The organism is Runella limosa DSM 17973 (assembly GCF_000482465.1).
In the GTDB taxonomy this organism is placed as follows: Bacteria; Bacteroidota; Bacteroidia; order Cytophagales; family Spirosomataceae; genus Runella; species Runella limosa.
This window is the reverse complement of sequence record NZ_AXVJ01000025.1, coordinates 316,220-341,293: the sequence shown is the minus strand read 5'-3', so window position 1 is coordinate 341,293 and position 25,074 is coordinate 316,220. Positions and strand designations below refer to the sequence as shown.

The following is a 25,074-nucleotide window of genomic DNA, read 5'->3' as shown; positions in this document are numbered from 1 at the left end:
TTTTGCAATGTGTGCCTTCGTCGGCATTTCGGCTTTTACCATTTTTTCAACCGAGCAAGCCCCCAAAGCAACTCCCCCCAACATCATTTTGATTTTTATGGATGATTTGGGCTACGGTGATTTGAGTTGTTATGGGGCGCTGCAATACCGTACGCCTCAGCTCGACAAACTGGCGGGAGAAGGAGTGCGCTTTACCAATTTTTTGGCAGCCCAAGCGGTTTGTAGTGCTTCGCGGGCAGCGTTGATGACGGGTTGTTATCCCAACCGTGTCGGCATTTCGGGGGCGTTGTTTCCCAATGCCAAAGTAGGATTAAACCCCGACGAAACCACCATCGCTGAGTTGTTAAAAGAAAAAGGCTACGCCACGGGGATGTTTGGAAAATGGCATTTGGGTGATAAACCTGAGTTTTTACCAACGAAACAAGGCTTTGATGAATACGTTGGTTTGCCTTACTCCAACGATATGTGGCCCGTGCATTATGATGGCAAACCGATTACCAACGAGTCTGACAACCGCAAAAAGAGCTTCCCGTATTTGCCTTTGTTGAGCAACAACGACACGATTCAAGAAATAAAAACCCTCGACGACCAAGCCAAATTGACGGGGATCTATACCGAACGAGCGGTTAATTTTATTAAAAAACACAAAAAAGGGCCGTTTTTCGTCTATTTGCCGCATTCGATGCCCCACGTACCGATTGCGGCGTCGGCGAAGTTTAAGGGCAAAAGTAACCAAGGAACTTACGGCGACGTATTGCTCGAAATCGATTGGTCGGTGGGTGAAATCATGAAAGCCTTGAAAGAAAATGGGTTGGATAAAAATACAATGGTGATTTTTACAAGCGACAATGGCCCTTGGCTCAATTACGGAAACCACGCAGGATCATCGGGTGGCTTGCGCGAAGGGAAAGGCAATAGTTTTGAGGGAGGCCAACGCGTACCTTGCATCGTTCGCTGGAAAGGTGTCACGCCCGAAGGAGTCGTTTGTAACAAACTTACTTCGACCATTGATTTGCTGCCTACCATCGCCAACATCTGCGGGGCAAAACTCCCTGCGAAAAAAATTGATGGAGTGGATATTTTACCACTACTCAAAGGAAACATGGACGCCACGCCTCGGAAGTATTTTTACTACTATTATCGTCGCAATAACCTAGAAGCCGTGCGCCGCGATGACTGGAAACTAGTACTGCCACACGAAGGACGCACTTACGAAGGACAACAGCCAGGCAACGACGGTTTCCCAGGCAAAGCCCCCGAAAATCATCCGTTTCCGTTGGCTTTGTACGACCTCCGCCGCGACCCATCGGAGCGCTACGACGTAAAAGAGCTTTATCCTGAGATTGTGACCGAGCTTCAAAAAGTAGCCGACGAAGCCCGCGAGGACTTGGGCGATGACCTCACCAAACGCGAAGGGAAAAATGTTCGTCCCAGTGGGCGGGTGAAGTAAAAGCTTTTAATTTTAAAAACATAATACTATTTTTGATTTATACTTTAAAAATAGTATTATGTTTTACCAAAGAGCTATTCTAAAAGACCTTTTGGAGCATTTGTCCAAAAAGCAAGTTACTGTTCTTACGGGAATGAGAAGAACGGGAAAAACAACACTTGTGAAGCAGTTGATGACCCACTCGACCATTCGCCAACAGATTTATTTTGACCTTGAGCGGATTGACAACCGAGAACTATTTTCTGAAAAAAACTACGAAACAATCGCCTACACACTTACCCAAAGAGGGTTTGATGTCAATGAACCCTTACTCATCGCCATTGATGAGATTCAGATGGTTCCTAACTTACCCAGCGTTGTAAAATATTTATACGATACCTACGGCTTCAAATTTCTGTTAACGGGCTCAAGCTCCTACTACCTCAAAAACGCCTTTACCGAGTCACTCGCAGGCCGAAAAAAGATTTTTGAAGTGTATCCACTGACATTTGGCGAATGGCTAACGTTCAACGAAATTCCTTTTACGCCCACGATTGATTTCGCCGACATACGTTTTGTCAACGCTGAATACGAACGCCTTAAAGCATTTTATGAATCTTACATCCAATTTGGTGGCTTTCCCGAAGTGGTACTTGCCTCAAGCGAAGCCGACAAACGAGAGTTAATCAAGGACATCCTGAGTTCATATATTAATTACGATATTGCGGCGCTGGCTGACATCCGTAAGAGTACTGAAATCTACAAACTCATCAAACTATTAGCCGTGAGAATCGGGACGCGCCTGGACATCAGTAAGCTTACCAGTTTGATACAAATTTCTCGGCCAACGGTTGAGAACTATCTGGCCTTATTGGAGCAATCTTATCTTATTAAAACCATACCTGTCGCCACTTACAGTCCTGATCGCGCCATTGTTAAAGCCCGTAAACTTTATTTTTTGGACAACGGCATCGCCGCATCAGTTGCCGAGTTGGGCAGTGGTTCTAAGTTTGAAAATGCCGTTTTTAATCAGTTACAGGGCACGCATGAAATGAGCTACTTCCAACTTAAAACTGGACGTGAGATTGATTTTGTTTTGAACCAGTCTCAAGCCATTGAAGTAAAGGAAACAGCTACGGAATCTGATTTTAAAAATTTAACAGACTTATCCAGTACGCTTGGAATTAACCAAAACTACGTTGTGGGGCGTTATCCTAATCGGATATTTGATGGGATGCTTTGGGGAGGTTTTTTATTTTGACATCAAAACTTGACAAATACCAAACGAGACATCAAAAAAGTCGTTCTGCTACTAGGTGGAACGACTTTTTTGTGTTTTCTTCCGACACTATTTCTGGAATCCTATGCCTCCTATGAACAAAAACGAACGTTATATCGCCATTGCCGTTGGCGTATTGCTCCTGATTGGGGGCGCTGTCTATTACCAATTTCGCAAAAAAGAACCCGTTAAACAAGCATTTGCACCCGACTCAACGGTCTATTCTAAACAAGATTATACCACTTTGGTGCTTGATAGCACCGTGTTGGCGTCGTTTTTTGCGTCGCGTTCGTTGGCCGATAGCCTACAATCGGATGTGCGTTCGTTTTATCAGCGGCGGAGGTATCAGTATGCGTGGTTTAGCGAAAACCGCCTTGCCAACGCCGCCAACAACTTCAATAACTTACGGCAAAGCTACATCAGCGATTTTGCGGATAGCAGTCTGTACAATGCCGAAATCGACCGATTGGTGAACGAGGCCGAAACCCAAGGGACGAAGTTTTTGGCCAATAAGGTAGAAGTACAAACCCTCGAATTGCTTCTGACGACGGCGTTTTTTCAGTACGCCGATAAAGCATACGCGGGTACTGTCAAAGATTTGTTGGATTTGGAGTGGTTTATTCCCCGTAAAAAGAAAAATTTCCAAGCGTTGTTAGACACGCTCGTGATGGCCAAAGGACAGCCCATACGCGAGCCTGTCAATCGTTATTATACGTTGTTGAAAGAAAAACTAAGCCAGTACCGACTTTTCCAGCAGCAGGGCGGGTGGCCTACGCTGACGTTCGCAGGAAAAGCGCCCAAAAAAGGCGATGAAGATTCGACGGTTTTGGTATTGAAACAAAACCTTCACTTGTGGGGTGACCTCAAAACGCTGGATTCGACCAAGGTATTTGATGACTCGGTAGCCGTAGCTTTAAAACGCTTCCAGCACCGAATGGGCCTTTCGGAAACTGGTAAATTGGACGAAAAGACGTTGCTGGAAATGAACCGACCCGTGGAAGAACGCATCCGCCAAATGATGCTCAACATGGAACGCCTCCGTTGGGTGCCCGATGAACTCGAACCGAATATGTTGCTGGTGAACATTCCTGAGTATCGCTTACACGTGTTTGAAAATGGCGCTCAATCGTGGATGTGCAAAGTTGTGGTGGGAAAAGAAGCGACTAAGACAAGCATTTTTAAAGGAAATCTCTCGTACGTGGTGCTGAATCCGTATTGGGTGGTGACCAACAATATCATCAACAACGAGATTTTGCCTAAACTGAAACGTAATCCAGGGTATTTGGAACGAAACAACATGGAAGTGGTGTCGGGCAACAAAGTGGTGAATCCGTACTCGGTCAAGTGGAGCTCTTATACTAAAAACATTCCATATACTATTCGACAAAAACCTGGTAAGGGAAATTCTTTGGGGAAAGTTAAGTTTTTATTCCCCAATAGTTACAGCATTTATTTGCACGATACACCCTCCAAAAGCCTCTTTGGAGAGACTTCACGGGCGTTTAGCCACGGGTGTATTCGGGTGTCAGAACCTGAAAAATTGGCATTGCATGTGTTAAAAAATGTCCCAGAATGGAACGAAGATAAGCTAAATGCCGTTTGGAAAACACAAAACGAGAAATGGATAACCGTTCGTCCTTCGCTTCCAGTGTATATTGTCTATTTTACAACTTGGGTGGATAATACGGGTCAACTCAACTTCCGCCGTGATTTATACGGGTTGGATAGTGCGTTGGCAAAAGAAGTTTTTGGAGAACAATAACAAGCACAAATGTCGGAAATTTCATGCGGCGTTGATTTCGGAACGTCAAACTCTACCATTGCATTTTACCGAGATAACCAACTTACGTTGGTGCCCGTCGAAGGGACAAACACCACCATTCCTAGCGCAATATTCTTTGAACGCATCGACAACACGCCCCATTACGGACGCGACGCGGTGCAGCTATTTTTGGGACGGAACAAAGGCCGTTTTATGCGCAGTTTGAAGCGGATATTGGGAACGACGATTATGAAACAAGGAACGCTCGTCAACGGCAGTCCGATGTATTTTAGTCGAATCATTGGTCAGTTTGTCAAAAACCTCAAAGACAAAGCCGAACTGGAAGCGGGGCAAGAAATCGAGAGTGTGGTGATGGGGCGGCCTGTTCATTTTATTGATAACGACCCTGTCGGCGACAAAAATGCCCAAGAAGAGTTACGGAAAATTGCGCAACAAGTAGGATTCAAACACATTGAGTTTCAGTTTGAACCCATTGCGGCGGCTTTTGCCCACGAAATAAACGTATTGGGCGAAAAACTGGCGTTGGTGGTGGACATTGGCGGGGGTACGTCTGATTTTACGGTGATTCGTCTTTCCCAGCATTTTTTGAATAGAACCAACCGCGCTAACGATATTTTAGCCAACACAGGAGTGCGGATTGGTGGAAATGATTTTGACAAAGACTTGAGTTTGACTTCGTTTATGCCCGAATTGGGTTTTCGTAGTACGTACGGCGATAAGCATTTGCCCGTACCGCTCAAGTATTACTACGACTTGGCCGAGTGGAGCAAAGTAAACTCGCTCTATACGCCCAAAAATCGGATGCAGATTTACCAGTATTTGGGTCAATCGCACGACCCTGACCGACTTTCACGGCTGTTGAATGTCATCGACCAAGAAAGTGGGCACGTGTTGTTAGGCGCGGTAGAAGAAGCCAAGATTGCTTTGACTTACCACGATGTCAATTGTTCAACGCTTGATTTTTTGGCGGAAGGATGTACTGTAGAAACTTCCAAAAAAACTTTTGAAGAAGCCATTGCGGAAGAAATTGAGCAAGTGACCGTGGCCGCAACGGCCTGTGTACAAGAAGCAGGAGTGAAGCTTCAGGATATTGAGTTGATTATTTTGACGGGAGGTTCTACCGAGATTCCCGCAGTTCAACTTGCTTTTAAAAACCTGTTTTCCCATGCCGAAGTAGCAGATGGAAACAAACTCGACAGTGTTGGGGTAGGGTTGGCTTATGACAGCCAACGTAAGTTTCAAATGGGGTAATGGTAGTGTGTTGGGGTTTTGAGAAACCCCAACCACGCATTTTATTTTAAGTTATTGGCTAAACGAAGCAATTCGATTTCGGCAGCTTTGGCGGCAAAACTGTAATTGACAAACGCATACCCAATGTTTTCAAAACTCTGCTGCGCTTGACGTACTTCTACGATGGTTGCTTGGCGAAGCTGATAACGTTGTAGCGTCAAATCAAGCAGTTGTTTTGAGAGCTCTACATTTTTCTTTTGTTCTTCCAATTGTTGCAAATTCATCGTATAGGTTTGGTATGCTTTCACGACGTTGTTGCTCAATGTCCGTTGAAGAATCTCTTTGCGCAAACCCGCATTTTTGGTATTGATGGCTGCGATTTGTTCTTGGCGTTTGAAGATACCTCCGTTGTAAATAGGAATGGTTAATCCTACGCCCAAAAACGGCCCACTACTTTGGTTGAGGAGTAGCTGCCCAGCAGTTTGTTGGTTGCGGTTGTAGTTGAAACCCATGTTTGCCCGCAGGGTGGGGTAGCGTTGTGCTTGAACTTCTTTGGCTGCCCATTCCGCAATTTTGATTTGATTATCAGCCGCCATCACGTCGGCGTTGCGGTTGGCGTTGCGCAAAATATCGTCCATTTGAAGGCTCTTATCGACCAAAATCGTGTCTTGAATGGCGATAAGCGTGTCAGGACGAAGGTTTAACAAAAGCAATAAATCGGTTTTGGCTTGGGTCACAGTCAGTTGTTGCGACTGCTTGGTTTGAAGCAAAGCGTTCAAATCAAGCTGAGATTGAAACAAGTCCGCGTTGTTGGCCAATCCTACGTTTTGTTGCACTTTTACCAACTCCAGGCGGCGCTCTGCCACGTCAATCGACTGGTCGATGGTGCGGATGTACGCTTGCTGACGAATGACGTCATAATAACCCGCCATTACGCCCGCAATCGTGTTTTGAACTTGGGCGTTGAGCAACTGCTTGCTTTGGAGTTCGAGCTGTTCAAGGCGTTTTTTTGTCGATTTAACGCGGTTGCCGTTGTAGAGCAAAACACTTCCAGTAATGTTGGAGTTCAGCTGATTGGCCGCCGCGCCGTTTCGCTTAATTTCCACCCCCGTGTTGAGCTTCTGATTGACGTTGGTGTATTGCTCGTTGTCGTTGATGGTGGCCGTTACCGTAGGCAAGGCCCCAGCGATACTTTTGTCGTTGTTGATATGGGCTACCTGAACGTTGTTTTTCAACACCTCAATATCGAGGTTGTTTTTGAGCGCAATGCCGATGGCATCGTTCAGGGTCAAGTTTTGAGAAAAGGCGATTTGACCAGAAATGGTCAAACCCAATACTATCAAAAATTTCCTCATTGTGATGAGATTACGTGCCAAAGCACAGTTAATCATTATTTGTTAATTGTAGATAAAATGGTGGAAGTTAGGCATTGCTAACTTCCACTGTCTTTTCTTCTACGTTATCGGCGTTTTTGTGTTTTCCCGAAACAAACGTATATACCGCTGGAACGACAAACAATGTAAGAACAAGGGAGAACATGATGCCGCATACAACCACAATTCCGAGCGGAATACGGCTGGTACTGGCAGCTCCTAAGCTCAACGCAATTGGCAAAGCCCCCAAAGAAGTTGCAAGGCTGGTCATCAAGATTGGACGCAAACGTTGCGTTGAAGCGTCGATCACGGCTTCTACTTTCTTGAGGCCATGTTCGCGCCGTTGGTTGGCAAATTCCACAATCAAGATTCCGTTTTTAGTCACTAGACCAATCAACATGATCATTCCGATTTGGGAGAAAATGTTGAGGGTTTGGTCAAAGGCCCACAAGCTCAACAACGCTCCCGCCAACGCCAACGGTACCGTAATCATGATGGTGAATGGATCAATAAAGCTCTCAAACTGAGCCGCCAATACCAAATAGATAAGCACCAAGGCCAACATAAAGGCAAAAAGGATGTTCGACGAACTTTCTGAGAAGTCACGCGAGGGGCCTGATAATGCCGTTTGGTAGCTTTCGTCGAGGAGTTTGTTGGAAATACTTTCCATGGCTTTGATACCGTCGCCGATGGTGTAACCTTCCGCCAACGAAGCCGAAATGGTGGCCGCCTTGTAACGATTATAGTGATAAATTGTGGTAGGAGTTGTACTTTCTTCCCAACGAATTACGGAGCTTAATGGAATATTTTCGCCGCGCGAGTTGCGTACGTACAAGCGACCGATGTCTTCGGGCTTGTTACGGTCGGTGCGCTCTACTTGGGCAATGACGGAATACTGATAACCATTTTGGATAAAATAAGCCAATCGGCCACCACTAAACGCCGCCTGAATGGTCGCTACTACGTCTTGAGTTGTGAGTCCTAAGTCTCTGATTTTCATTCGGTCAACGGAAAGTTTCAACTCAGGACGGTTAAACTTCAAGTTGACATCGACGTTGGCAAAAGTTTTGTCCGAACGAGCGGCTTCCAAAAATTTCGGGATAATAGCACGAAGACTGTCTAGGTTTTGATTTTGGAGAATAAACTGTACTGGCAAACTACCGCGTGAGCCAAAACCTACCGAAATGGTTTGTTCTTGAACGGCAAACACCCGTGCTTGGTTAAAGCGACTGAGCTTTTTCTGCAAATCGTTCACAATATCGCTTTGGCTACGGGTTCGCTCGGTGGGTTCTACCAAGGCCAAACGAGGTGCTGCGCTGTTGGTAGAGCCACCTCCGCCAGGGCCTCCGCCTGGCGTACGCACAAAGATAAAGTCGCGTTCAGGAATCGAATCATATAAGAATTTGCCTAAATCATCGGCGATTGCGGACATGGCACTGTAACTTGTTCCTTCGGGAGCAGTCACGTTAAAGCGAATGCTACTACGGTCTTCCAATGGCGCTAATTCGCTCTTTAATGCCCCCATGCAGTACCAAATAATCCCCCCACAGGCCAACACGATGACCCACGCTATCCAGCGGACTTTCAAGAAGCCTGTAAGCATAGCTTGGTATCCATCTTCCATACCACGGAAGAAAGGTTCGGTTTTTCGATAAAACCAACCATGACCCGCGTTTTTGCGCGAAAGATAGACGTTCAAGACGGGCGTAATGGTAAGCGATACAAAGGCGGAGACGAGTACGGCGGCGGCCAATGTTACCCCAAACTCTCGGAAAAGACTACCAATAAATCCTTCCAAGAAAATAACGGGCAAGAACACAATCGCCAGTGTGATGGAAGTTGAAATAACGGCAAAGAAGATTTCTTTACTTCCTTCAATGGCCGCTTTCCGAATCGGCAAACCTTGTTCGAGTTTCTTAAATATGTTTTCGGTGACCACAATACCGTCATCGACTACCAGACCTGTGGCCAATACAATCGCCAACATGGTAAGGATATTGACCGAAAAACCCGCCAGGTACATAATGAAAAACGTAGCCACGAGCGAAATCGGAATATCAATCAATGGACGAATCGCAATAAGCCAATCGCGGAAGAAAAGGAAGATAACGATAACCACCAAGATAAACGAAATGATGAGCGTTTCTTCTACTTCGGCGAGCGAGTTACGAATGTTTTTGGTGTTGTCACTTAATACTTTGATTTGGACGTCGCTTTTGCTACTCTTCTGAATTTGCGCAACGCGTTTGTAGATTTCGTCCGCAATTTTGATGTTGTTGGCACCAGGTTGGGGAATGATGGCCAAGCCCACCGCGTGTAAGCCGTTGTATTTCCAGCTTTGTTCGAGCTGTTCTGGGCCTAGTTCTACTTTGGCGACATCGCTCAATCGCACGATTCCCGTCGCATCTTCACGAATAATAAGATCTTGAAACTGCTTCTCGGTGGTCATACGACCCAAAACTCGGATGGTCAAGTCGGTATTGTTACCGTAGATTTTTCCAGGAGGTAGCTCAATGTTTTCGTTGTTCAGTGCCGAACGAATATCGGAGAAGGCAACGTTGTAAGCACTCATTTTGTCGGGGTTAAGCCAAATACGCATGGCGTAGCTTTTCTGCCCAAAAATGTTGATGGCACTTACCTCGTCAACGGTTTGAAGCTGTTGTTGGAGGACGTTTTCGGCGTAGTCGCTCAATTCGAGCAAACTTTTACTTTCACTCTGAATGGCCAAAATCATAATAAAGTCGCCGTTGGCATCGGCTTTCGATACCACTGGTGGCGCGTTGATGTCTTGCGGAAGACTACGCAAGGCTTGACTCACCTTGTCGCGCACGTCGCTGGCTGCCGCTTCGAGGTCAACGCCGAGGTTGAACTCTACGCTGATTTGGCTGTTTCCTTGCGAGCTAGAAGAAGTAATGGTGCGGATACCCTGAATCCCATTGACTTGTTTTTCAAGGGGTTCGGTGATTTGGCTCTCAATGATGTCGGGGTTAGCACCCGTATAAGAGGTGCTCACCGAAATCAATGGCGGGTCGATGGCGGGATAGTCCCTCACCGCCAAAAACGAAAGCCCCACTACTCCGAAAATAATGATTGCCAAGTTCATCACTGTGGCAAGCACGGGGCGGTTTATGGATAGTTCTGAAATGTTCATTTCTTTGCTTTTCTTACTTTGAGAACGGCGTCAGGTTTAGCAAACAATACCCCTGTTACAACGACAGAGTCGCCCACGTTAAGACCTTGGGTAATTTCTACGTTGTTAGAACTACGGACTCCTGTTTGTACGTTGACAAACGCAGCTTTTCCGTTTTTGACCAGAATAACTTGGTTGTTGCGGTCGTCGGGAATAATGGCATTGGTCGGAATCATAATGGCTTTTTTGTTGTTGCCATTGCCAATAATTACCTTGGCAAAAGCCCCAGGATTGGCGCGAGAATCGTCCATGAGTGCGCGCACGACCAAGCTACGGGTGAGTCGGTTGGCTTGCGGCTCAAGGGCAATCACGGTTGCTCGGCTCAAAACCGAATCACGTCCGTCCACGCGAACTTTCACTGTCGAACCAATCCGAACCAATTCGCTGTATTCTTCGGGAAGGGTAAAATCAATTTTCTTTTTACCCAACTGTTGAATCGTCGCAATGATGGAAGTAGGGGTTACGTACGAACCTGGGCTGATTTGACGAAGACCAATCGTGCCCGTAAATGGCGCACGGAGTACCGTCTTGTCAATCAACGTTTGGGTATAAGCCAGGTCAGCCTTGAGGGTGTTGACGGTATTCAAAGCGGCGTCGTAGTCGCTTTGGTTGATGCCGTTTACGTCAAGAAGTTTTTTGAAACGTTCTTCGGTGCGCACAGCGTTGTCCAACTGCACTTTGGTTCGTTGCATTTGGGCTTCGAGGTCGGCGCTGTTGATGCGGGCTAAGACAGCTCCTTGGGTGACTGTTTTTCCTTCAGGAACGTTGAGATAGGTCAATCGTCCGCTTACTTCGGGGCGTAGCTCGGTCGATTCGCTCGGAATAATCGTTCCGTTGACTTCAACTACACTGGTGAGGGGCTGAGGAGCAGCTACCATGACATCTACAAGGGTAGGTTTGTCTTTTTTCTCTTCGCGACCGCCACCTCCTTCTTTTCCCTTTTTTTCTTTACAAGCAGACAGCGACAAACAAACCAATACTGTCGACAAACTTATGTAAAAAGAATGCGTGGGTTTGGAATAATTCATTCAAAATAAGATTTAGAGAGCTCTGTAGTTCGTTTAGTGAGGTATTAACAAGTAAACAAATGTAAGTGTTATGCAAAAATGGTGTTTAGGTATCCTACCGAAAGCCCCTAAAAATGAGAGCAAACGGCTTTTTGACGCTACAACCCCTTTTGTAAGTTTATTACGACAAAAAAGGGCTTTCGTCCTACTGTAAAAGCGGATTGAAGCCCTTAATTTACCTAGTAAAATGTACAAATCGCCCCTATCACTCGACGGAATGATTGATTTTGTCGATATTTCTAAAATTCCATCAGGCGCTTTACGTTTTCTTGGTAAGTACTGCCTGACTCGATTTTGGTTTGTTTTTGGTCAAGCATCACAATCATGTATTTGCCCGTAAAATACCGCTCCATCTCCCTGATTTTGGTGCTGTTGACAATCGTTGAGCGGCTTACCCTTACAAAATTTGAGGGTAATTTTTCTTCTAAACTCGTAATCGTATAATTCATCAAATACTGTTTATTATCGACTGTATTGAGCAGCACGTATTTATCTTCTGCCTGAAAAAAGCTAATGTCCGACAGCGGTACAAACAAGATTTTATCACCACTTTTGACCGAAATAGAGTGCATTTCTTTCTTCGGTACCATGCTTCCGATGAGTTGCCTGAGGCTTTCTTGACTGAGCGTTTGTTCTTGTTCAGGACGCAGGTTTCGGAGTTTGTCCATCGTTTTGGCCAAACGCTCTTTTTCAACGGGCTTGAGCAAATAATCAATGGAGTTTTCTTCAAAGGCTTTGATGGCGTACTGGTCGTAGGCTGTCACAAAAACGACCATAGGCATATACGACAGCCGTGATAACATCTCAAAACCCGTCATTTGGGGCATTTCGATGTCCAAAAAAAGTAAATTGGGGCGTAGCGTTTCAATTTTTTGAATGCCTTCGAGGCCATTGAGGGCTTCGTCAACCACCTCAATGAGGTCATCAAACTGCGTCAATAAACGTTTGAGACGCCCTAAGGCAATGGGCTCGTCGTCGATAAGAAGGGTAGTAAACATAGCTAAAAGTCGTTAGAGGCGATGGTTTATTTCCAGTCAGTCCACTCGTGGTCGCGCGGAAGGCTGATGATTACCGCTTTGTGGTCGCTGTCTTGAATTTGTAAAGTGGCCTTGTCTCCATATACCAATTGAAGTTTTTCTCGAATACTTCGTAACCCATATCCGCTGGCTATTTCTTCTTTGAAGGCAGGGCCATTGTCGTGAATCGTAAACAGAATATGGCTGGAGGTGCGTTCGATGCAAATTTCGATAATTCCGTGGTCAAGCAACTGCGAAATGCCGTGTTTGATGGCGTTTTCGACCAGTGGTTGTAGCAAAAAACGCGGAATTTTTACGTCCAACAACGACGGTTGTACTTCGACCTTAAACTGAAGCCGATTCCCAAACCGCATTTGTTCAATCGCCAAATACGATTTTACTACTTCCAATTCCTCAGAAATACTATGGCTATACGCCTCAGTGCGCCCCGTGGTATAACGAAATAGCTTCGACAATTGAATCGTCATTTCTTCGGCTTTGTCGGGGTCTTGGTGAACAAGCCCCGCAATGCTGTTGAGCGAATTATACAGGAAATGCGGGTTGATACGTGCTTCGAGGGCGTTGAGTTGGGCCTTGGTTTTTAATTTTTCTAGGTTGAGCAATTGGTATTCTTGTTCCGAAATTTTACGGGTAATCTGCCGCGTTCGTTGCCAATAAAACAAGTAAGAACAACTCACGATTTGGGGTAAAAATAAATAAAAAATAGTGGTTGACTTAGGGTTGCTGGGCCAAGATGCAACGGGGATTTTGCTCCAATAAAAAATGCCAATGACGATTTGGAACGAAAAAACAAAAAGAAAGGTAAGTCCAATCACCGTGAGGTATTTAGCCCAAGGGAAATGTACTTTGTTGTCGAGAAAATGAATGAAAATTTGCAACGCCAACCAAGCCCCGAGGCTATTGGCGATATTGGAAAAAAAGATACCTGTGGATAAAATGTTGTGTGCACGAAAAAACTCTAGTGAAAAATACACAACCCCACTCAGTCCATATCCCAAAAACAAACAAAACAAAAATGCAATCAGCATTCCTTCAAGCGAAAAAGGCGAAGGTGTTCGCTCGTGGTTGTTGGAAACTGCGGGAGGAGGCGCTGACGTGGTGGGTGATGGAGGCGTGGGCGTATTGGGTTCAGTAAACGGGTGACGCGGATAGTCAGTAGGAACATACGAATAAGGCGCAGGGGCTGGCGTTCCTGATTGGTACTGCGATAGCGTAACCCGCCCTCCAAAACTCCGAATGGTAACGTTAGGGCCGCCACCGTTGAGTTTGCCTCTTAAATTACTTCGGGACGAATAGCCGTTAAAGTCTTGAAAACGAGGGTGTCTTACGCGACCCGCGACCACTTCCAAATCCAGCCCTTGGTGAAGCGGAAGTGCCACTTTGATGTTTCCGCCTGAGGTGTCAAACCACGAATATTGGTGAATCGATGTTACTTCGGCCGTGATATTTCCCCCACGGGTGCTGGCACCTATGTTGCCGTTGAGGTGCCTAAGACGAACATTACCGCCCGAGGTGCTACATTCTAAGTCGCCTGTGATATTGGTGGCTTCGATATTGCCCCCCCACGTACTTCCATTGATTTTGCCTTTGTGGTTATGAATAATCACATTACCGCCTTTGGTGTCGGTGCGGATAGATCCTTCATTGTCGCTAACGGTGACTTTTCCACCAAACGTACTCAGTTCAATATTGCCTTGACAATGAGCTACTTCGATATTGCCGCCCATTGTTTTGCCAAGGTAGTTGCCTTGCGAATGAAACAAAAGCAGATGCCCACCCCAGGTATCAAACTTGTGGTTTCCCGAAAGGTGCTGGAGCCGAACGTGTCCGCCGTACGTTTTGATAAACGAATGCAACGAGGGAGGTAAAAATATCCGAAATGATGTGCGGTGAAAATGAACCCAATTGTAAGGGTTAAAGTAATTGGGACGCGCCGTGATTTTCAACGATTCACCCACGATGCTCATCACCAAAGGGTTGATGTCGGAGGGGAATTCGGTGACGGGTTCTTGGTACAAAAAAAGCGACAACAAGCTGCGTACCGAGGCAAAAACCTCAACCCGAATGGTATTTTCGTCGTGGCCAATCAATTCAACGTTGCCCGATAATGTCTCCAATTGAAGGTATTTTAGCCCTTCGGCAGGATAAGTCACTACTTTAGAGGGTGTCCCTAATTGTTGGTCGGGAGTAAGTACAGTGCTCATCGTTGTTCAGGTTTACGTACCAAAAAGATGGCTACCAATACCATAAAAACCACCGTGAAAGGCGTAATGCTAAGGTTTCCTAAAAACTGAATAACCCCCCAAGTGGTGGTTTTAGCAGCTATAAATTGATGCGATTTGAGCCAGTTGAAGAAGAACAGGTGCGTAAAAAGCTGGATGCTCAAATTGGTAACGGTGCCAATAATCATGAAGACGATGAAGTTGACCGAAAATGCAATTTTATTCCAGAAGACGTTCATTTTGAGTTGTTTCCAAAGAAGCCCCCCTTCGGTAGTCATACGTTTTGGGAAAAGAACAATTTGTTTAACACCTGCTTGCCAAGAGCCTTGCCCTAAAACAAGGATAATCAATCCGAAACGAGCGACGACGACAAGGACATCAATGAGGGAAAAAAGCCAAGGAGAAATAGCCCCAAAACCACCCCCTTGGGCCAATCGCCCAAAAGCCGCGATGAGGTTGAGAATACCTATTTTTACCCAATGTTGGTTGATAAACCGTTGCGTTTCTGAAATGAGTTCGGCGAAGCCGAGGTGAATGGCTCTGAGTTCCATGGCGGAAAGGAGGGGTCTGTTGGGTGATGAAATAATCATACGAGGTAAAAATAGCTGTTTTGATAACGGATACAAAGCTATTCTGCCTGTGTTGTTTCTACAGGGTGATTCGGACAAACCTCGCAAAAATGGGAGTAAAATAGGTAAAAATAAGGGTAAAAATGAGTGAGGGGTATCGCTATGTTTTCTATGTGAAAAACCTAAATGAACTATGTGTTAATCATAGAGTAACAATCATACCGTTGCTTCTTTTTTACAAAATTATACAGCCTTTTAAAAAACAGATGAACACTACCCTCACTTCGCGTGTCCCGCTTATCGACGGGCTTCGAGGCTTTGCCCTTTTAGGTATCATTTTAGCACACTACATCGGATGGCACGGTGGCTGGTCGTTGCCAGAGGAAGTGAGCAAACCGTACCAATCGGACGTGCTCTCTCAAATTATTTGGACGTTTGATGGAATCTTGGTGACGGGGAAGTTCTTTGCCTTTTTCTCGTTTTTATTTGGGGTGAGTTTTGGACTCATGCTCCTCCGAACCAGCGACCGTAAAGCGGCGTTTTTAGCTCGTTTTGCGTGGCGAATTACCCTGTTAGGTGGCATTGGACTACTGCATCACTTGCACTGGCGGGGCGATATTCTTAGCATTTATGCCATGGTAGGTTTCGGACTTTTACTTTTTGTCAATGTCCCTGAAAAGATTTTGTTGTGGGTTGCTATTGGCTTGATTATCAATGTGCCTGCACGCCTTCAGGATGCGTACATGACTTGGCAACACATAGACACGGGGGCGTTGTGGGGAACAATTTTTGACGAACCAGGCAACAAACGTTACCTAAACTTGATTCGAGCGGGGGAGTATTTTCCATTTTTGGAAGATAACTGGGCTGCGTTTCCCAAAAAGATGAAATTCCAAGTCCTCAGCGGACGCCTTTACATCACTTTTGGCTTCTTTTTGTTGGGCTTTTGGTTTGCGCGCAAGCAACTCCTTCAGCAATTTGACGAGCACCGTGTTTTCTTTCGGAAGTTGCTCATTTACAGTATTTCGGTGGTAGGGGTATTGCTTCTGATTGGCGTGGGTTTGCAACTGAGCGGCATTTTTAACAAAACGATTCCGATGTGGTTATCTGCGTTGCTGTCGATGCTTTACGACCTGATGAATGCCTGCATGGTGCTGTTTTATGTGGCAGGTGTAAGCTTTTTATTGTCCAAAAAAAGTTGGAGCAAAGTGCTTTCGTCACTGGCGGCCATCGGTAAAATGGCGCTGACGAGTTACCTTACCCAAACCCTTTTAGGCTGGTTTATTTTCTTCGGTTTTGGGTTCAATTTGTTGGGGAAGGTATCGCCAGCCGTCGGATATTTGATTGGAATTATGGTGTTTTTAGCCCAAATTTCGTTTAGTCAATGGTGGCTTGGGCGCTTCCGTTATGGTCCTGTCGAATGGCTGTGGCGTTCGTTGACTTACCTAAAAGTCCAACCCTTTCTGAAATCTCGCTAATGTTTCATTTTTGTAACTCGAAATAAACAACCTTTCCTATGAACAATTCCTTGAAAATCCTGTCGGCAATGGCCATAGGTGCTTTTTTGGTGAGCTGCAAGTCGGAGTCAGACCAGCCGAAGCGAACGTCGTTTTTTGACGTAACGGGCATGGATTCAACCGCCAAACCCACCGATGACTTTTTTCAATACGCCAACGGTGGCTGGATGAAAAATACCAAAATCCCTGCCGACCAAACGGGATGGGGGTCGTTTTATACCTTGTATGAAGATAACTTAGCCAAGCTTCATACCATTTTGGAAGAAACGGCCAAGGGCTCGCATACGAAAGGGAGCTTGGAACAAAAAATCGGTGACTTGTATAAATCGGGCATGGATACTGTCACGATTGAGAAGAAGGGCTACGAGCCGATTAAAGCCGATTTGGCCAAAGTCGATGGATTGAAGAGCAAACAAGACGTCATCGACTACGCCGCCAGCTTTCCGTCCGACCCAGGCAGTGTGTGGTTTAGCCTTTATGTAGGCAGCGACGAGAAAAACCCAGACTACAATGCTTTACAGTTTGCCCAAACTGGGTTGACGCTACCCGAAAAAGATTACTATTTCCGCACGGATGCCGAAACTAAGAAAGTACGTGATGCTTTCAAAAAATACGTGACGACACTTTTTACCTTGAGCGGAACCGATGCGGCCACGGCACAGAAAAAAGCCGAAGGTATTCTCCAACTCGAAACCGAAATTGCTAAGTCGCACCGCAGCCCTGTGGAATTGCGAAACCCCGAAAAAAATTATAACAAGTTTGCTACCAAAGACCTCGCAAATGTGACGCCAGGCATTGATTGGGTGAAGTTGGTACAAAAAATGGGCGTGAAAACGGATACGGTTATCATCGGCCAGCCCGACTATTACCGTGGCCTTGACCAGTTGTTGGGAAAACAGTCGATGGAGGTTATCAAAGACAAAATTCGCTTTTACATTTTGACAAGAGCAGCTTCGTCGTTGAGTAAAGGCTTTCGGGATGCTCAATTTGAGTTTTACGGAAAAACCCTCAATGGCCAGCAAGTGCAAGAAGCCCGTTGGAAACAAATTACGAATGCTGTTGATGGCGGTTTGGGCGATTTGTTGGGGCAGATTTTTGTAAAAAAATACTTCCCACCTGCGGCCAAAACGCGCATGGATGAGCTGGTAAACAACCTCCAAGTGGTGTATGCCGACCGTATCAAGCGTTTGGATTGGATGAGCGATTCGACCAAAACCGAAGCGTTGAAGAAATTGAACTTGTACCTCAAAAAAATTGGGTACCCCGATACGTGGAAAGATTATGCGGACGTGGAAATTGTGGCGGATAATTATTACGCCAACGGGCAGTCGATACGGGCGTCGGCGTTGAAGCGCGATTTTGCCAAGGTCGGAAAGCCCGTGGACAAAACGGAGTGGGGGATGACAGCGCCTACGGTAAATGCGTACTACAACCCAACGTTCAACGAAATTGTGTTCCCAGCGGGCATTTTACAATTCCCATTCTTTGATAACGATGCCGACGATGCCATCAATTATGGTGCCATTGGGGCGGTGATTGGTCACGAAATGACCCACGGTTTTGACGACCAAGGAAGCCAATATAACTACATGGGAATGCTCAAAAATTGGTGGAAGCCAGCGGATGCCGACCGTTTCAAACGCAAAGCGCTGGTGGTGGTGAAGCAATACAACAACTACACGGTGTTGAACAACGTCCACGTCAACGGGGAGCTTACGTTGGGAGAAAACATTGCCGACATCGGGGGGCTTTCGATTGCCTTTGAAGCGTTTAAACGTACCAAACAAGGACAAAGCAATGAGAAGATAGATGGATTTACGCCCGAACAGCGCTTTTTCTTGGGATTTGCGCAAGTATGGCGGATTAAGAACCGTGACGAAACGTTGCGCACCCGCATTTCGGTGGATCCTCACTCGCCTGAGCATTTTCGGGTCAACGGGCCGTTGTCGAACATGCCTGAGTTTTACAAAGCGTTTAACATGAAGCCGACCGATAAAATGTATCGTCCTGATAGCGTTCGGGTAAGCATTTGGTAACGGAAGAAAGGAAGCGATTTTTAATAGTTTTTAGTAGTATTGCATGAGATTCAGGTCGTACAGTACTTATTAAATCTAAAACATAACCATTTCACTAACCTTCTCTTTTATCTGTGAACTTACATCTTCGAGAAAAAGTCATTATCGTTTCAGGCGGTGCCAAAGGAATTGGCGAAGCCATTGCGCGCACCTTAGCCGTAGAAGAGGCCATTCCTGTGATTGTGGGGAGAAGTGCGGCTGATAACCAAGTTGTTATCGAAAAAATAGAAGCCTTGGGCGGCATGGCCTACGGCGTAGAAGCTGAACTTACCGACCCTGCCGAATGCGAAAAAGCAATTCGGTTGACGGTAGAGCGCTTCGGTCGGATTGATGGTTTGGTCAACAACGCAGGCGTCAACGACGGTGTAGGGCTTGAAAAAGGTAACTATGAAGCATTTATGGCTTCGTTGCACAAAAATGTCGTGCATTATTATTTGTTGGCGCAACACGCCCTTCCGTATTTGATTAAAACCAAAGGCCCGATTGTGAACGTCAGCTCGAAAGTGGCCGAAACGGGACAAGGAAATACGTCGGCTTACGCCGCCGCCAACGGCGCTCGTAATGCCCTCACGCGCGAGTGGGCGGTAGAATTGTTGAAATACGGGATTCGGGTCAATGCCTTGATTGTGGCTGAATCGTGGACGCCGCTTTACGAAAAGTGGATTAAAACACTGCCGAATCCAGAAGAAACCCTCAACGAAATCAATAGCCGTATTCCGTTTGAAAATCGGATGACAAGTCCAGAGGAAATCGCGAACATGGTAACCTTCTTATTATCGAATAAATCGAGCCACACCACGGGTCAGCTGATTCACGTCGATGGCGGTTATGTGCATTTAGATCGTTCGATTATTAAGCATTAGTCCTAGACCTTCCCGAAAGTTTAGAACCTTCCCGAAAGTTCTAAACTTTCGGGAAGGTGATTGGAAGATAATTTCTAACCTTACAAATAACCCTAAACTTCATTTACTAATTTATTGATGAAAAAAGCCCCTTTACTTACCGCCAAGTACGTCCCGACGTACGCCTTTGTGACGAGTCTTTTCCTTCTTTGGGGGATTGCCATTACGATGGGAGACTTATTGAATCGCCGTTTTCAGACGGTTTTGAACGTTTCTATCGCTGATTCTGGCTTGGTTCAGTTCTCGATTTTTGGTGCCTACTTTGTGATGGGTATTCCTGCGGGATTATTCATGAAAAAGTACGGATACAAAAACGGCGTACTTCTTGGCTTGGGCTTGTATGCCATCGGGGCGTTCCTGTTTTATCCCGCTGCTGAGTCCCAATCGTTTGATTTCTTTCGGTTAGCTCTTTTTATTTTGGCTTGCGGACTTGCCACACTCGAAACCGTAGCGCACCCGTTCTCGGCGGCTTTGGGTCACGAAGAAACCTCGGAACAACGCATTAACCTTTCCCAAACTTTCAACGGGGTAGGGGCGATTTTGGGGCCTGTGTTGGGGTCATTTATCATTTTGCGTAACGTCCCTACGGGCGATGTTGTTCATGACCTTGCACCCGTGAAGTATTTGTATATTGTGATTGGTGCGGTGGTACTTAGCGTCGCCATTGCGTTTTCGTTTATCAAAGTACCACCATTGACTGAAGAAAGCACCGAGGTAGAAGAAGGGGCAAGTTCAGGCCCTAAAAAAGGCTTATTTGAGCATCGTCATTTTATTTGGGCGGCCATCGCGCAGTTTTTCAACGTAGCGGCGCAAGGTGCAACTTGGGCGTTTTTTATCAACTACGCCGTCAAATATATGCCTGACATGACCGACGAAAAAGCGGGGTACTATTTCTCGTTTAGCATGGTGTTGTTGTTGGCAGGTCGTGCGGTAGGTACGTTTTTGATGCGTTTTATTAAGCCTAATACCCTTCTTGCTATTTTTGCAGCGGCCAACATTGTGTTGTGTTTGATTATCTCTCAAACCTGGGGCTGGGCGTCGTTTATCGCCTTGATGATGCTCAACTTCTTTATGAGTATCATGTTCCCAACGATTTTTGGATTAGGTCTTCGCAACCTCGGCGAGCACAAACAACGTGCGTCGTCGTTTATCGTGATGGGAGTTGTTGGTGGTGCGGTTTTTCCGCCTATCATGGGGAAAGTGGCCGACATTGACGTGGCTCAATCGTACTTGACACCAATCATTTGTTACGTCGTGATTTTGTTGTTTGGCTTGGTCTTTTCTAAGCCTAAAAACTAGACATATTCATCTATAAGAAAAGCCTCAGATTCTCGGTAGTCTGGGGCTTTTTGTCATACCGATGAAGGAGGTATCTAATTCGGGTGGGTTGTGAGCAACCCTCAGCACGGATTGTTTTGTCATACCGACGAAGGAGGTATCTAATTCGGGCGGGTTGTGAGCAACTCTTAGCACATTTGTTACAAATTTGTTGTAATTTGAGTCGTTATTCATGTAATTTGAACTTTTAAAATTCAAATTGCATGAATAATGATTGGAAGAAGCTTACAACAGGTTATTCAAAAATCACTTAGTTTTTTTCCTGCTGTAGGTATTTTAGGGCCACGGCAAGTGGGTAAAACTACCTTGGCGAAGCAATTAGTAAGTGATTTAACGAGACCCTTTTTATATTTTGATTTAGAACTACTAGATGACTATCAAACCCTTAGCCAAAATGCGGCATGGGTTATTGATACTAATCGTGAAAAAACTATTATTATTGACGAAGTACAACGACTGCTTCCTATTTTTCCTCAGCTACGGGGACTTATTGACCGTGACCGACAACCGGGTAGATTTATTCTTTTAGGTTCGGCATCCCTTCAGTTTTTACAGAAAAGTTCAGAATCGTTGGCAGGTCGTATTGCCTATCACGAACTTATGCCTTTGCAGATTGAAGAAGCACAATCTACTCAGATTTCAGTGTCAACGTTATGGTTTAGGGGAGGATTCCCTGATGCTTTATTAGCGCCAAGTGACGATTTCTGGTACCTTTGGCAACAAAATTTTGTCAAAACGTATATTGAGCAAGATTTATCTCAGATGGGCATCAATGCTTCGTCTGTTTTGCTTGCCAATTTCTTGAGAATGTTGGCTCACAATCACGGTGCTTTGCTCAATTATTCTACGCTTGCTAATTCACTTGGTATTGCTCACACAACAGTACAACGTTATATTGCTATTCTCGAACAAGCGTACATCATCAGAAGACTTGAACCATGGTTTGTAAACGCTTCTAAACGTATTGTTAAGAGCCCGAAACTTTATTTGATAGACAGCGGTAGTTTACACTTTCTGCACGGCCTTCGTACGCAATCGCATCTTTTTCAACATCCCATAGCTGGGGCTTCTTGGGAAGGATTTGTGATTGAGCAAATCATTCGAAGGCTTAAAAATGGCGTTTCCCCTTATTTTTATCGTACTTCTAATGGTGCTGAAATGGATTTGGTATTGGTGGAAGGTATTCAGCCAATTGTATCCATAGAAATTAAACTTTCACTTAGTCCTGCTTTAAAGCGAGGTTCAACCGAATCGGTGACGGATTTGGGTACTTCTCATAATTTTGTAATCACTCCTCAAGGGGGGAATTTAGGCATACGCCCCAATTGGATTCATTGCAACATTGAAGAGGCAATAAAACAACTGCAGAATTTAGGATTGGTCGAAAAATAGTTTAGACGCACGTTTAGGGCGTTCGTACGATGGCGAGGCGTTGGAGAAGTTCTCGGTGTTGGTTCTCGGGAAATGGCACCGCAGTATCTCGATTGGTCATAAAAAGTTGTCCTTTCTCAATCCGTTCGATGTATTCTAGGTTCACCACCAGCGAACGCGACAAGCGATGAAAGCCTTGAATCATAAAAAACTGCGACAAGTAGCCCAAATTCATCGAGAAGACCAAGGGTTTGCTATCTCTAACGGTATGCACTTCTACGTATGAGCCTGCGGCCATCAAATACATGACTTCCTTTTTATTGACCTTAATGTATCCTTTTCCTTGGTCAACGGGCAAAAATAAAGAAGGTGAAGTGTGTGGATTAACAAGCGTTGCGTGCTGCGCTTTGTAGTTGTAATAGGCAAGCTCAATCTGAATCGCCAATTCTTTGTGCCGAAATGGTTTTAGTAAATATGCTGCGGGACGCGTCTCTTGGGCTTGGGCTACGATGCCAGGGTCGTCGTGGGCAGTCAAGTAAATAACGGGCATCGGGCTAATGGCAATCATTTGTTTGGCAATCATAATGCCTGTGTCCGCCGTCCCTTCCAATGTGATATCAAGCAGTGCGAGGTCGGGCATTTGGTGTTTAACTACGTTGAGTGCTTCACGAGAATTGCGGGCTTTTCCTACGATTTCGTGACCAGCTTGTTCGAGCGTTTCCTGAATGGATTCGGCCATGGTGAGGTCATCTTCAACAATAAGAACTTTTAAACTTTTCATCGTCAGAATGGTATGTTGGTAGTGGGTTAGTTATACTTTAAATGTCATTTGAAACAAAGAACCTTTGTTTATTTCAAATGAATAATTGGCGTAGAGTTGTTCGGCTTGGAGTTGAATCAACTTCATACCGAAAGAGGACTTTCTGGTGATGGGTTGAGGGGGAATAAACCCTGGGCCATTATCGGCAACTTGGAGTGTGCAAAGGCGATTGGCTTGATGGCAACTTAGTGTCCATTGGGGATTTGGGTGGTCGGGGAATGCGTATTTGCAAGCATTTGTGAGCAATTCGTTGACAATAAGCCCAATGCGCATGGCATGGTCGATGGGTAGGTGCAAGGAAGAGTCGATGTGGGTTTGGGTTTGAACGTGTTCGTAGCCAAAAGTTTGCAAGCCTACTTTAATGATTTCATTCAAAAAGTCGTGCATTTGCACCTCTCCGAGGGTTTGACCGCTGTAAAGGGTGCGTTGCAGGGTTGACATAACCTCAATCCGCAGCTGGGTTTCTTCTAGGATGTTTTTGGAGGCATCGTCGGTGAGGCGATTGAGTTGTAAATTCAGGAGACTTGAAACGAGTTGGAGGTTATTTTTGACGCGGTGATTTTGCTCGTGAACGAGCAATGCGTTTGACGCACTGAGGCGCTGATTTTTGACAGAAATTCGGTAAAAAGCAATACTGGCGGTGAGTGCGCCTATTAGCAATACGGCCAAAATACCCACGAACCGTTGTTGGTTTTGTTGGCTTTGTTGACTGAGTTGGAGTTCGCGTTGTTTTGCTTTGAGTTCGACTTCTTTTTTCTCGGTTTCGTACTCGATGCTGAGGCGGCTTATGGCACCTTCGCGGTCGGCGAGGAATTTTTGACGCTCGGCAGCGTGTACCCGTTGGGTATAGTCAAATGCCTTTTGCCAGTCCCCGATGGTGGCATAGTAGTCTCGATAAATTGCATTTTGATTGATTTGAAAGGTTTTATCTAATAGATGGAGATTAGCAGGTAGTTTTGCTGCGTCTTTTTCAATTTCTTGAATGAGTATTTTTACTTTATCTAGCTGTTTAAATTGGAGATAAGCTTGGCCTAATTGCAATTTTGCAATGATAATTTCAGAAGGTTTTTGCTCTTTGACGCAGATTGCAAGGGCTTTTTGGTAATAGTTAATGGCTTTAGGGTCGTTTTTTCGTTGTAACTCACCTCCCAAATTAATCATGACTACTTGTATATCCATAGGATTGCCATACTTTAAGAGAAGCCTTTCTTTTTTACGTAAATAATACAGCACACTATCGTGGTTGATAGAAGGATATTTTTGGTTTTTTCCTCCCTCCGACCAGTCAATTTCATGAATAGACTGCACAGAACTATAGGCCAATGCTAGTGCCTTGTTCGAGTTAATACGCTCGGCTACTTGTAGTGCCAATTGCGCATAACGATAGGCATCTTTATAATGAAAAAGCATTCTTTCGATTTCAGTGAGGCGATAGTATAGGCGTGAGAGTTCAAACGAATCTCCTCGCTTCTCTTGGAAACGAAGTGAACGCATGAAATAACGTTTAGCGGTCAGGTTATCCCCTGCCGCTTGATAGATTTTCCCATATAGATACCACCCTTCGGCCAGCTGAATGGTGTCTTTGGTTTGGAGCGCATTTTTGATGACGGCATTTGCCCATTGCACTTTGTGGGGCTGTAGGGGGAGAAAGTGGGCGTTGGGAGATTGGGCAATACTACCGACGCTACTTACCATTACAAGGATGATAAGTGCCTTCGCAAAATGGTTCATTTGAATACTTAATCCAATTTTACTCATAGGTATAACAAACGCCATGCCCCTGACATTTGCCCTGCTAAAATAACCGATATTTATTTTTTAAGGATAAAAACTTATCGAACGGTAAAAAGAAAATGTACGTATAGAAGTATT

At 45.3% G+C, this 25,074-nt stretch carries 17 protein-coding genes; 9 read left to right on the top strand and 8 right to left on the bottom strand.

Annotated features, from left to right (window positions below):
- The first annotated feature begins 7 nt into the window (after positions 1–7).
- The 4 genes from K339_RS0101610 to K339_RS0101595 all read left to right on the top strand — a co-directional run bounded on the left by K339_RS0101610 (position 8) and on the right by K339_RS0101595 (position 5,742).
- Positions 8–1,450 (top strand): sulfatase family protein, encoded by a 1,443-nt coding sequence (locus K339_RS0101610; RefSeq protein ID WP_051397731.1) that lies wholly within the window; start codon positions 8–10, stop codon positions 1,448–1,450.
- A 58-nt stretch (positions 1,451–1,508) separates the two neighbouring features.
- The gene (locus K339_RS0101605) at positions 1,509–2,690 is read left to right on the top strand and encodes an ATP-binding protein (RefSeq protein WP_028522038.1); all 1,182 of its coding nucleotides are present in this window, start codon (positions 1,509–1,511) and stop codon (positions 2,688–2,690) included.
- A 112-nt stretch (positions 2,691–2,802) separates the two neighbouring features.
- Entirely contained in the window at positions 2,803–4,470 is a 1,668-nt protein-coding gene (locus K339_RS0101600) for a L,D-transpeptidase family protein (protein ID WP_028522037.1), read from the top strand.
- Between the two features lie 9 nt (positions 4,471–4,479).
- Positions 4,480–5,742: an Hsp70 family protein gene (locus K339_RS0101595; protein ID WP_028522036.1), complete on the top strand. Its 1,263-nt coding sequence runs from the start codon at positions 4,480–4,482 to the stop codon at positions 5,740–5,742.
- Positions 5,743–5,783: 41 nt separating this feature from the next.
- Here K339_RS0101595 and K339_RS0101590 read toward each other — a convergent pair whose 3' ends face one another.
- The 6 genes from K339_RS0101590 to K339_RS0101565 form a co-directional block, all read right to left on the bottom strand.
- Complete coding sequence (locus tag K339_RS0101590; protein WP_028522035.1) at positions 5,784–7,076, bottom strand: TolC family protein; 1,293 nt, start codon at positions 7,074–7,076, stop codon at positions 5,784–5,786.
- A gap of 67 nt (positions 7,077–7,143) precedes the next feature.
- The gene (locus K339_RS0101585) at positions 7,144–10,245 is read right to left on the bottom strand and encodes an efflux RND transporter permease subunit (protein ID WP_028522034.1); all 3,102 of its coding nucleotides are present in this window, start codon (positions 10,243–10,245) and stop codon (positions 7,144–7,146) included.
- Positions 10,242–11,312 carry an efflux RND transporter periplasmic adaptor subunit gene (locus K339_RS0101580; RefSeq protein ID WP_028522033.1) on the bottom strand — a complete coding sequence of 357 codons (1,071 nt, stop codon included), beginning with the start codon at positions 11,310–11,312 and terminating at the stop codon, positions 10,242–10,244. The genes K339_RS0101585 and K339_RS0101580 overlap by 4 nt, the downstream gene beginning before the upstream one ends.
- A gap of 278 nt (positions 11,313–11,590) precedes the next feature.
- Positions 11,591–12,349, bottom strand: coding sequence for a LytR/AlgR family response regulator transcription factor (locus tag K339_RS0101575; RefSeq protein ID WP_028522032.1), 759 nt, complete (start codon positions 12,347–12,349; stop codon positions 11,591–11,593).
- A gap of 26 nt (positions 12,350–12,375) precedes the next feature.
- Positions 12,376–14,592, bottom strand: coding sequence for a histidine kinase (locus K339_RS35670; RefSeq protein ID WP_051397730.1), 2,217 nt, complete (start codon positions 14,590–14,592; stop codon positions 12,376–12,378).
- Complete coding sequence (locus tag K339_RS0101565) at positions 14,589–15,161, bottom strand: hypothetical protein (RefSeq protein WP_028522031.1); 573 nt, start codon at positions 15,159–15,161, stop codon at positions 14,589–14,591. The genes K339_RS35670 and K339_RS0101565 overlap by 4 nt, the downstream gene beginning before the upstream one ends.
- A 284-nt stretch (positions 15,162–15,445) precedes the next feature.
- Here K339_RS0101565 and K339_RS0101555 point away from each other — a divergent pair, with 284 nt between their 5' ends.
- The 5 genes from K339_RS0101555 to K339_RS0101535 all read left to right on the top strand — a co-directional run bounded on the left by K339_RS0101555 (position 15,446) and on the right by K339_RS0101535 (position 22,403).
- Positions 15,446–16,657, top strand: coding sequence for a DUF418 domain-containing protein (locus K339_RS0101555; protein ID WP_028522029.1), 1,212 nt, complete (start codon positions 15,446–15,448; stop codon positions 16,655–16,657).
- A 38-nt stretch (positions 16,658–16,695) separates the two neighbouring features.
- Complete coding sequence (locus K339_RS0101550) at positions 16,696–18,732, top strand: M13 family metallopeptidase (RefSeq protein WP_028522028.1); 2,037 nt, start codon at positions 16,696–16,698, stop codon at positions 18,730–18,732.
- A 113-nt stretch (positions 18,733–18,845) separates the two neighbouring features.
- Positions 18,846–19,634, top strand: a complete 789-nt coding sequence (locus K339_RS0101545; protein ID WP_028522027.1) for an L-fucose dehydrogenase — start codon at positions 18,846–18,848, stop codon at positions 19,632–19,634.
- A gap of 117 nt (positions 19,635–19,751) precedes the next feature.
- A complete protein-coding gene (gene fucP / locus K339_RS0101540) occupies positions 19,752–20,972 on the top strand; it encodes an L-fucose:H+ symporter permease (protein ID WP_028522026.1) in 1,221 nt (406 codons plus the stop codon).
- Positions 20,973–21,221: 249 nt separating this feature from the next.
- Positions 21,222–22,403, top strand: coding sequence for an ATP-binding protein (locus K339_RS0101535; protein ID WP_028522025.1), 1,182 nt, complete (start codon positions 21,222–21,224; stop codon positions 22,401–22,403).
- Between the two features lie 13 nt (positions 22,404–22,416).
- Here the strand turns inward: K339_RS0101535 and K339_RS0101530 are convergent, their stop codons facing one another.
- Positions 22,417–23,163: a LytR/AlgR family response regulator transcription factor gene (locus K339_RS0101530; protein WP_028522024.1), complete on the bottom strand. Its 747-nt coding sequence runs from the start codon at positions 23,161–23,163 to the stop codon at positions 22,417–22,419.
- A gap of 30 nt (positions 23,164–23,193) precedes the next feature.
- The gene (locus tag K339_RS0101525) at positions 23,194–24,960 is read right to left on the bottom strand and encodes a histidine kinase dimerization/phosphoacceptor domain -containing protein (protein ID WP_169731801.1); all 1,767 of its coding nucleotides are present in this window, start codon (positions 24,958–24,960) and stop codon (positions 23,194–23,196) included.
- Between the last annotated feature and the right edge of the window lie 114 nt (positions 24,961–25,074).

Coding starts and splice junctions, on each gene's coding strand:
- fucP (WP_028522026.1), top strand. CDS start 19,752: ATGAAAAAAGCCCCTTTACTTACCGCCAAGTACGTCCCGACGTACGCC.
- K339_RS35670 (WP_051397730.1), bottom strand. CDS start 14,592: ATGAGCACTGTACTTACTCCCGACCAACAATTAGGGACACCCTCTAAA.
- K339_RS0101590 (WP_028522035.1), bottom strand. CDS start 7,076: ATGAGGAAATTTTTGATAGTATTGGGTTTGACCATTTCTGGTCAAATC.
- K339_RS0101610 (WP_051397731.1), top strand. CDS start 8: ATGTGTGCCTTCGTCGGCATTTCGGCTTTTACCATTTTTTCAACCGAG.
- K339_RS0101585 (WP_028522034.1), bottom strand. CDS start 10,245: ATGAACATTTCAGAACTATCCATAAACCGCCCCGTGCTTGCCACAGTG.
- K339_RS0101575 (WP_028522032.1), bottom strand. CDS start 12,349: ATGTTTACTACCCTTCTTATCGACGACGAGCCCATTGCCTTAGGGCGT.
- K339_RS0101605 (WP_028522038.1), top strand. CDS start 1,509: ATGTTTTACCAAAGAGCTATTCTAAAAGACCTTTTGGAGCATTTGTCC.
- K339_RS0101600 (WP_028522037.1), top strand. CDS start 2,803: ATGAACAAAAACGAACGTTATATCGCCATTGCCGTTGGCGTATTGCTC.
- K339_RS0101580 (WP_028522033.1), bottom strand. CDS start 11,312: ATGAATTATTCCAAACCCACGCATTCTTTTTACATAAGTTTGTCGACA.
- K339_RS0101555 (WP_028522029.1), top strand. CDS start 15,446: ATGAACACTACCCTCACTTCGCGTGTCCCGCTTATCGACGGGCTTCGA.
- K339_RS0101595 (WP_028522036.1), top strand. CDS start 4,480: ATGTCGGAAATTTCATGCGGCGTTGATTTCGGAACGTCAAACTCTACC.
- K339_RS0101525 (WP_169731801.1), bottom strand. CDS start 24,960: ATGAGTAAAATTGGATTAAGTATTCAAATGAACCATTTTGCGAAGGCA.
- K339_RS0101565 (WP_028522031.1), bottom strand. CDS start 15,161: ATGGAACTCAGAGCCATTCACCTCGGCTTCGCCGAACTCATTTCAGAA.
- K339_RS0101550 (WP_028522028.1), top strand. CDS start 16,696: ATGAACAATTCCTTGAAAATCCTGTCGGCAATGGCCATAGGTGCTTTT.
- K339_RS0101530 (WP_028522024.1), bottom strand. CDS start 23,163: ATGAAAAGTTTAAAAGTTCTTATTGTTGAAGATGACCTCACCATGGCC.
- K339_RS0101535 (WP_028522025.1), top strand. CDS start 21,222: ATGATTGGAAGAAGCTTACAACAGGTTATTCAAAAATCACTTAGTTTT.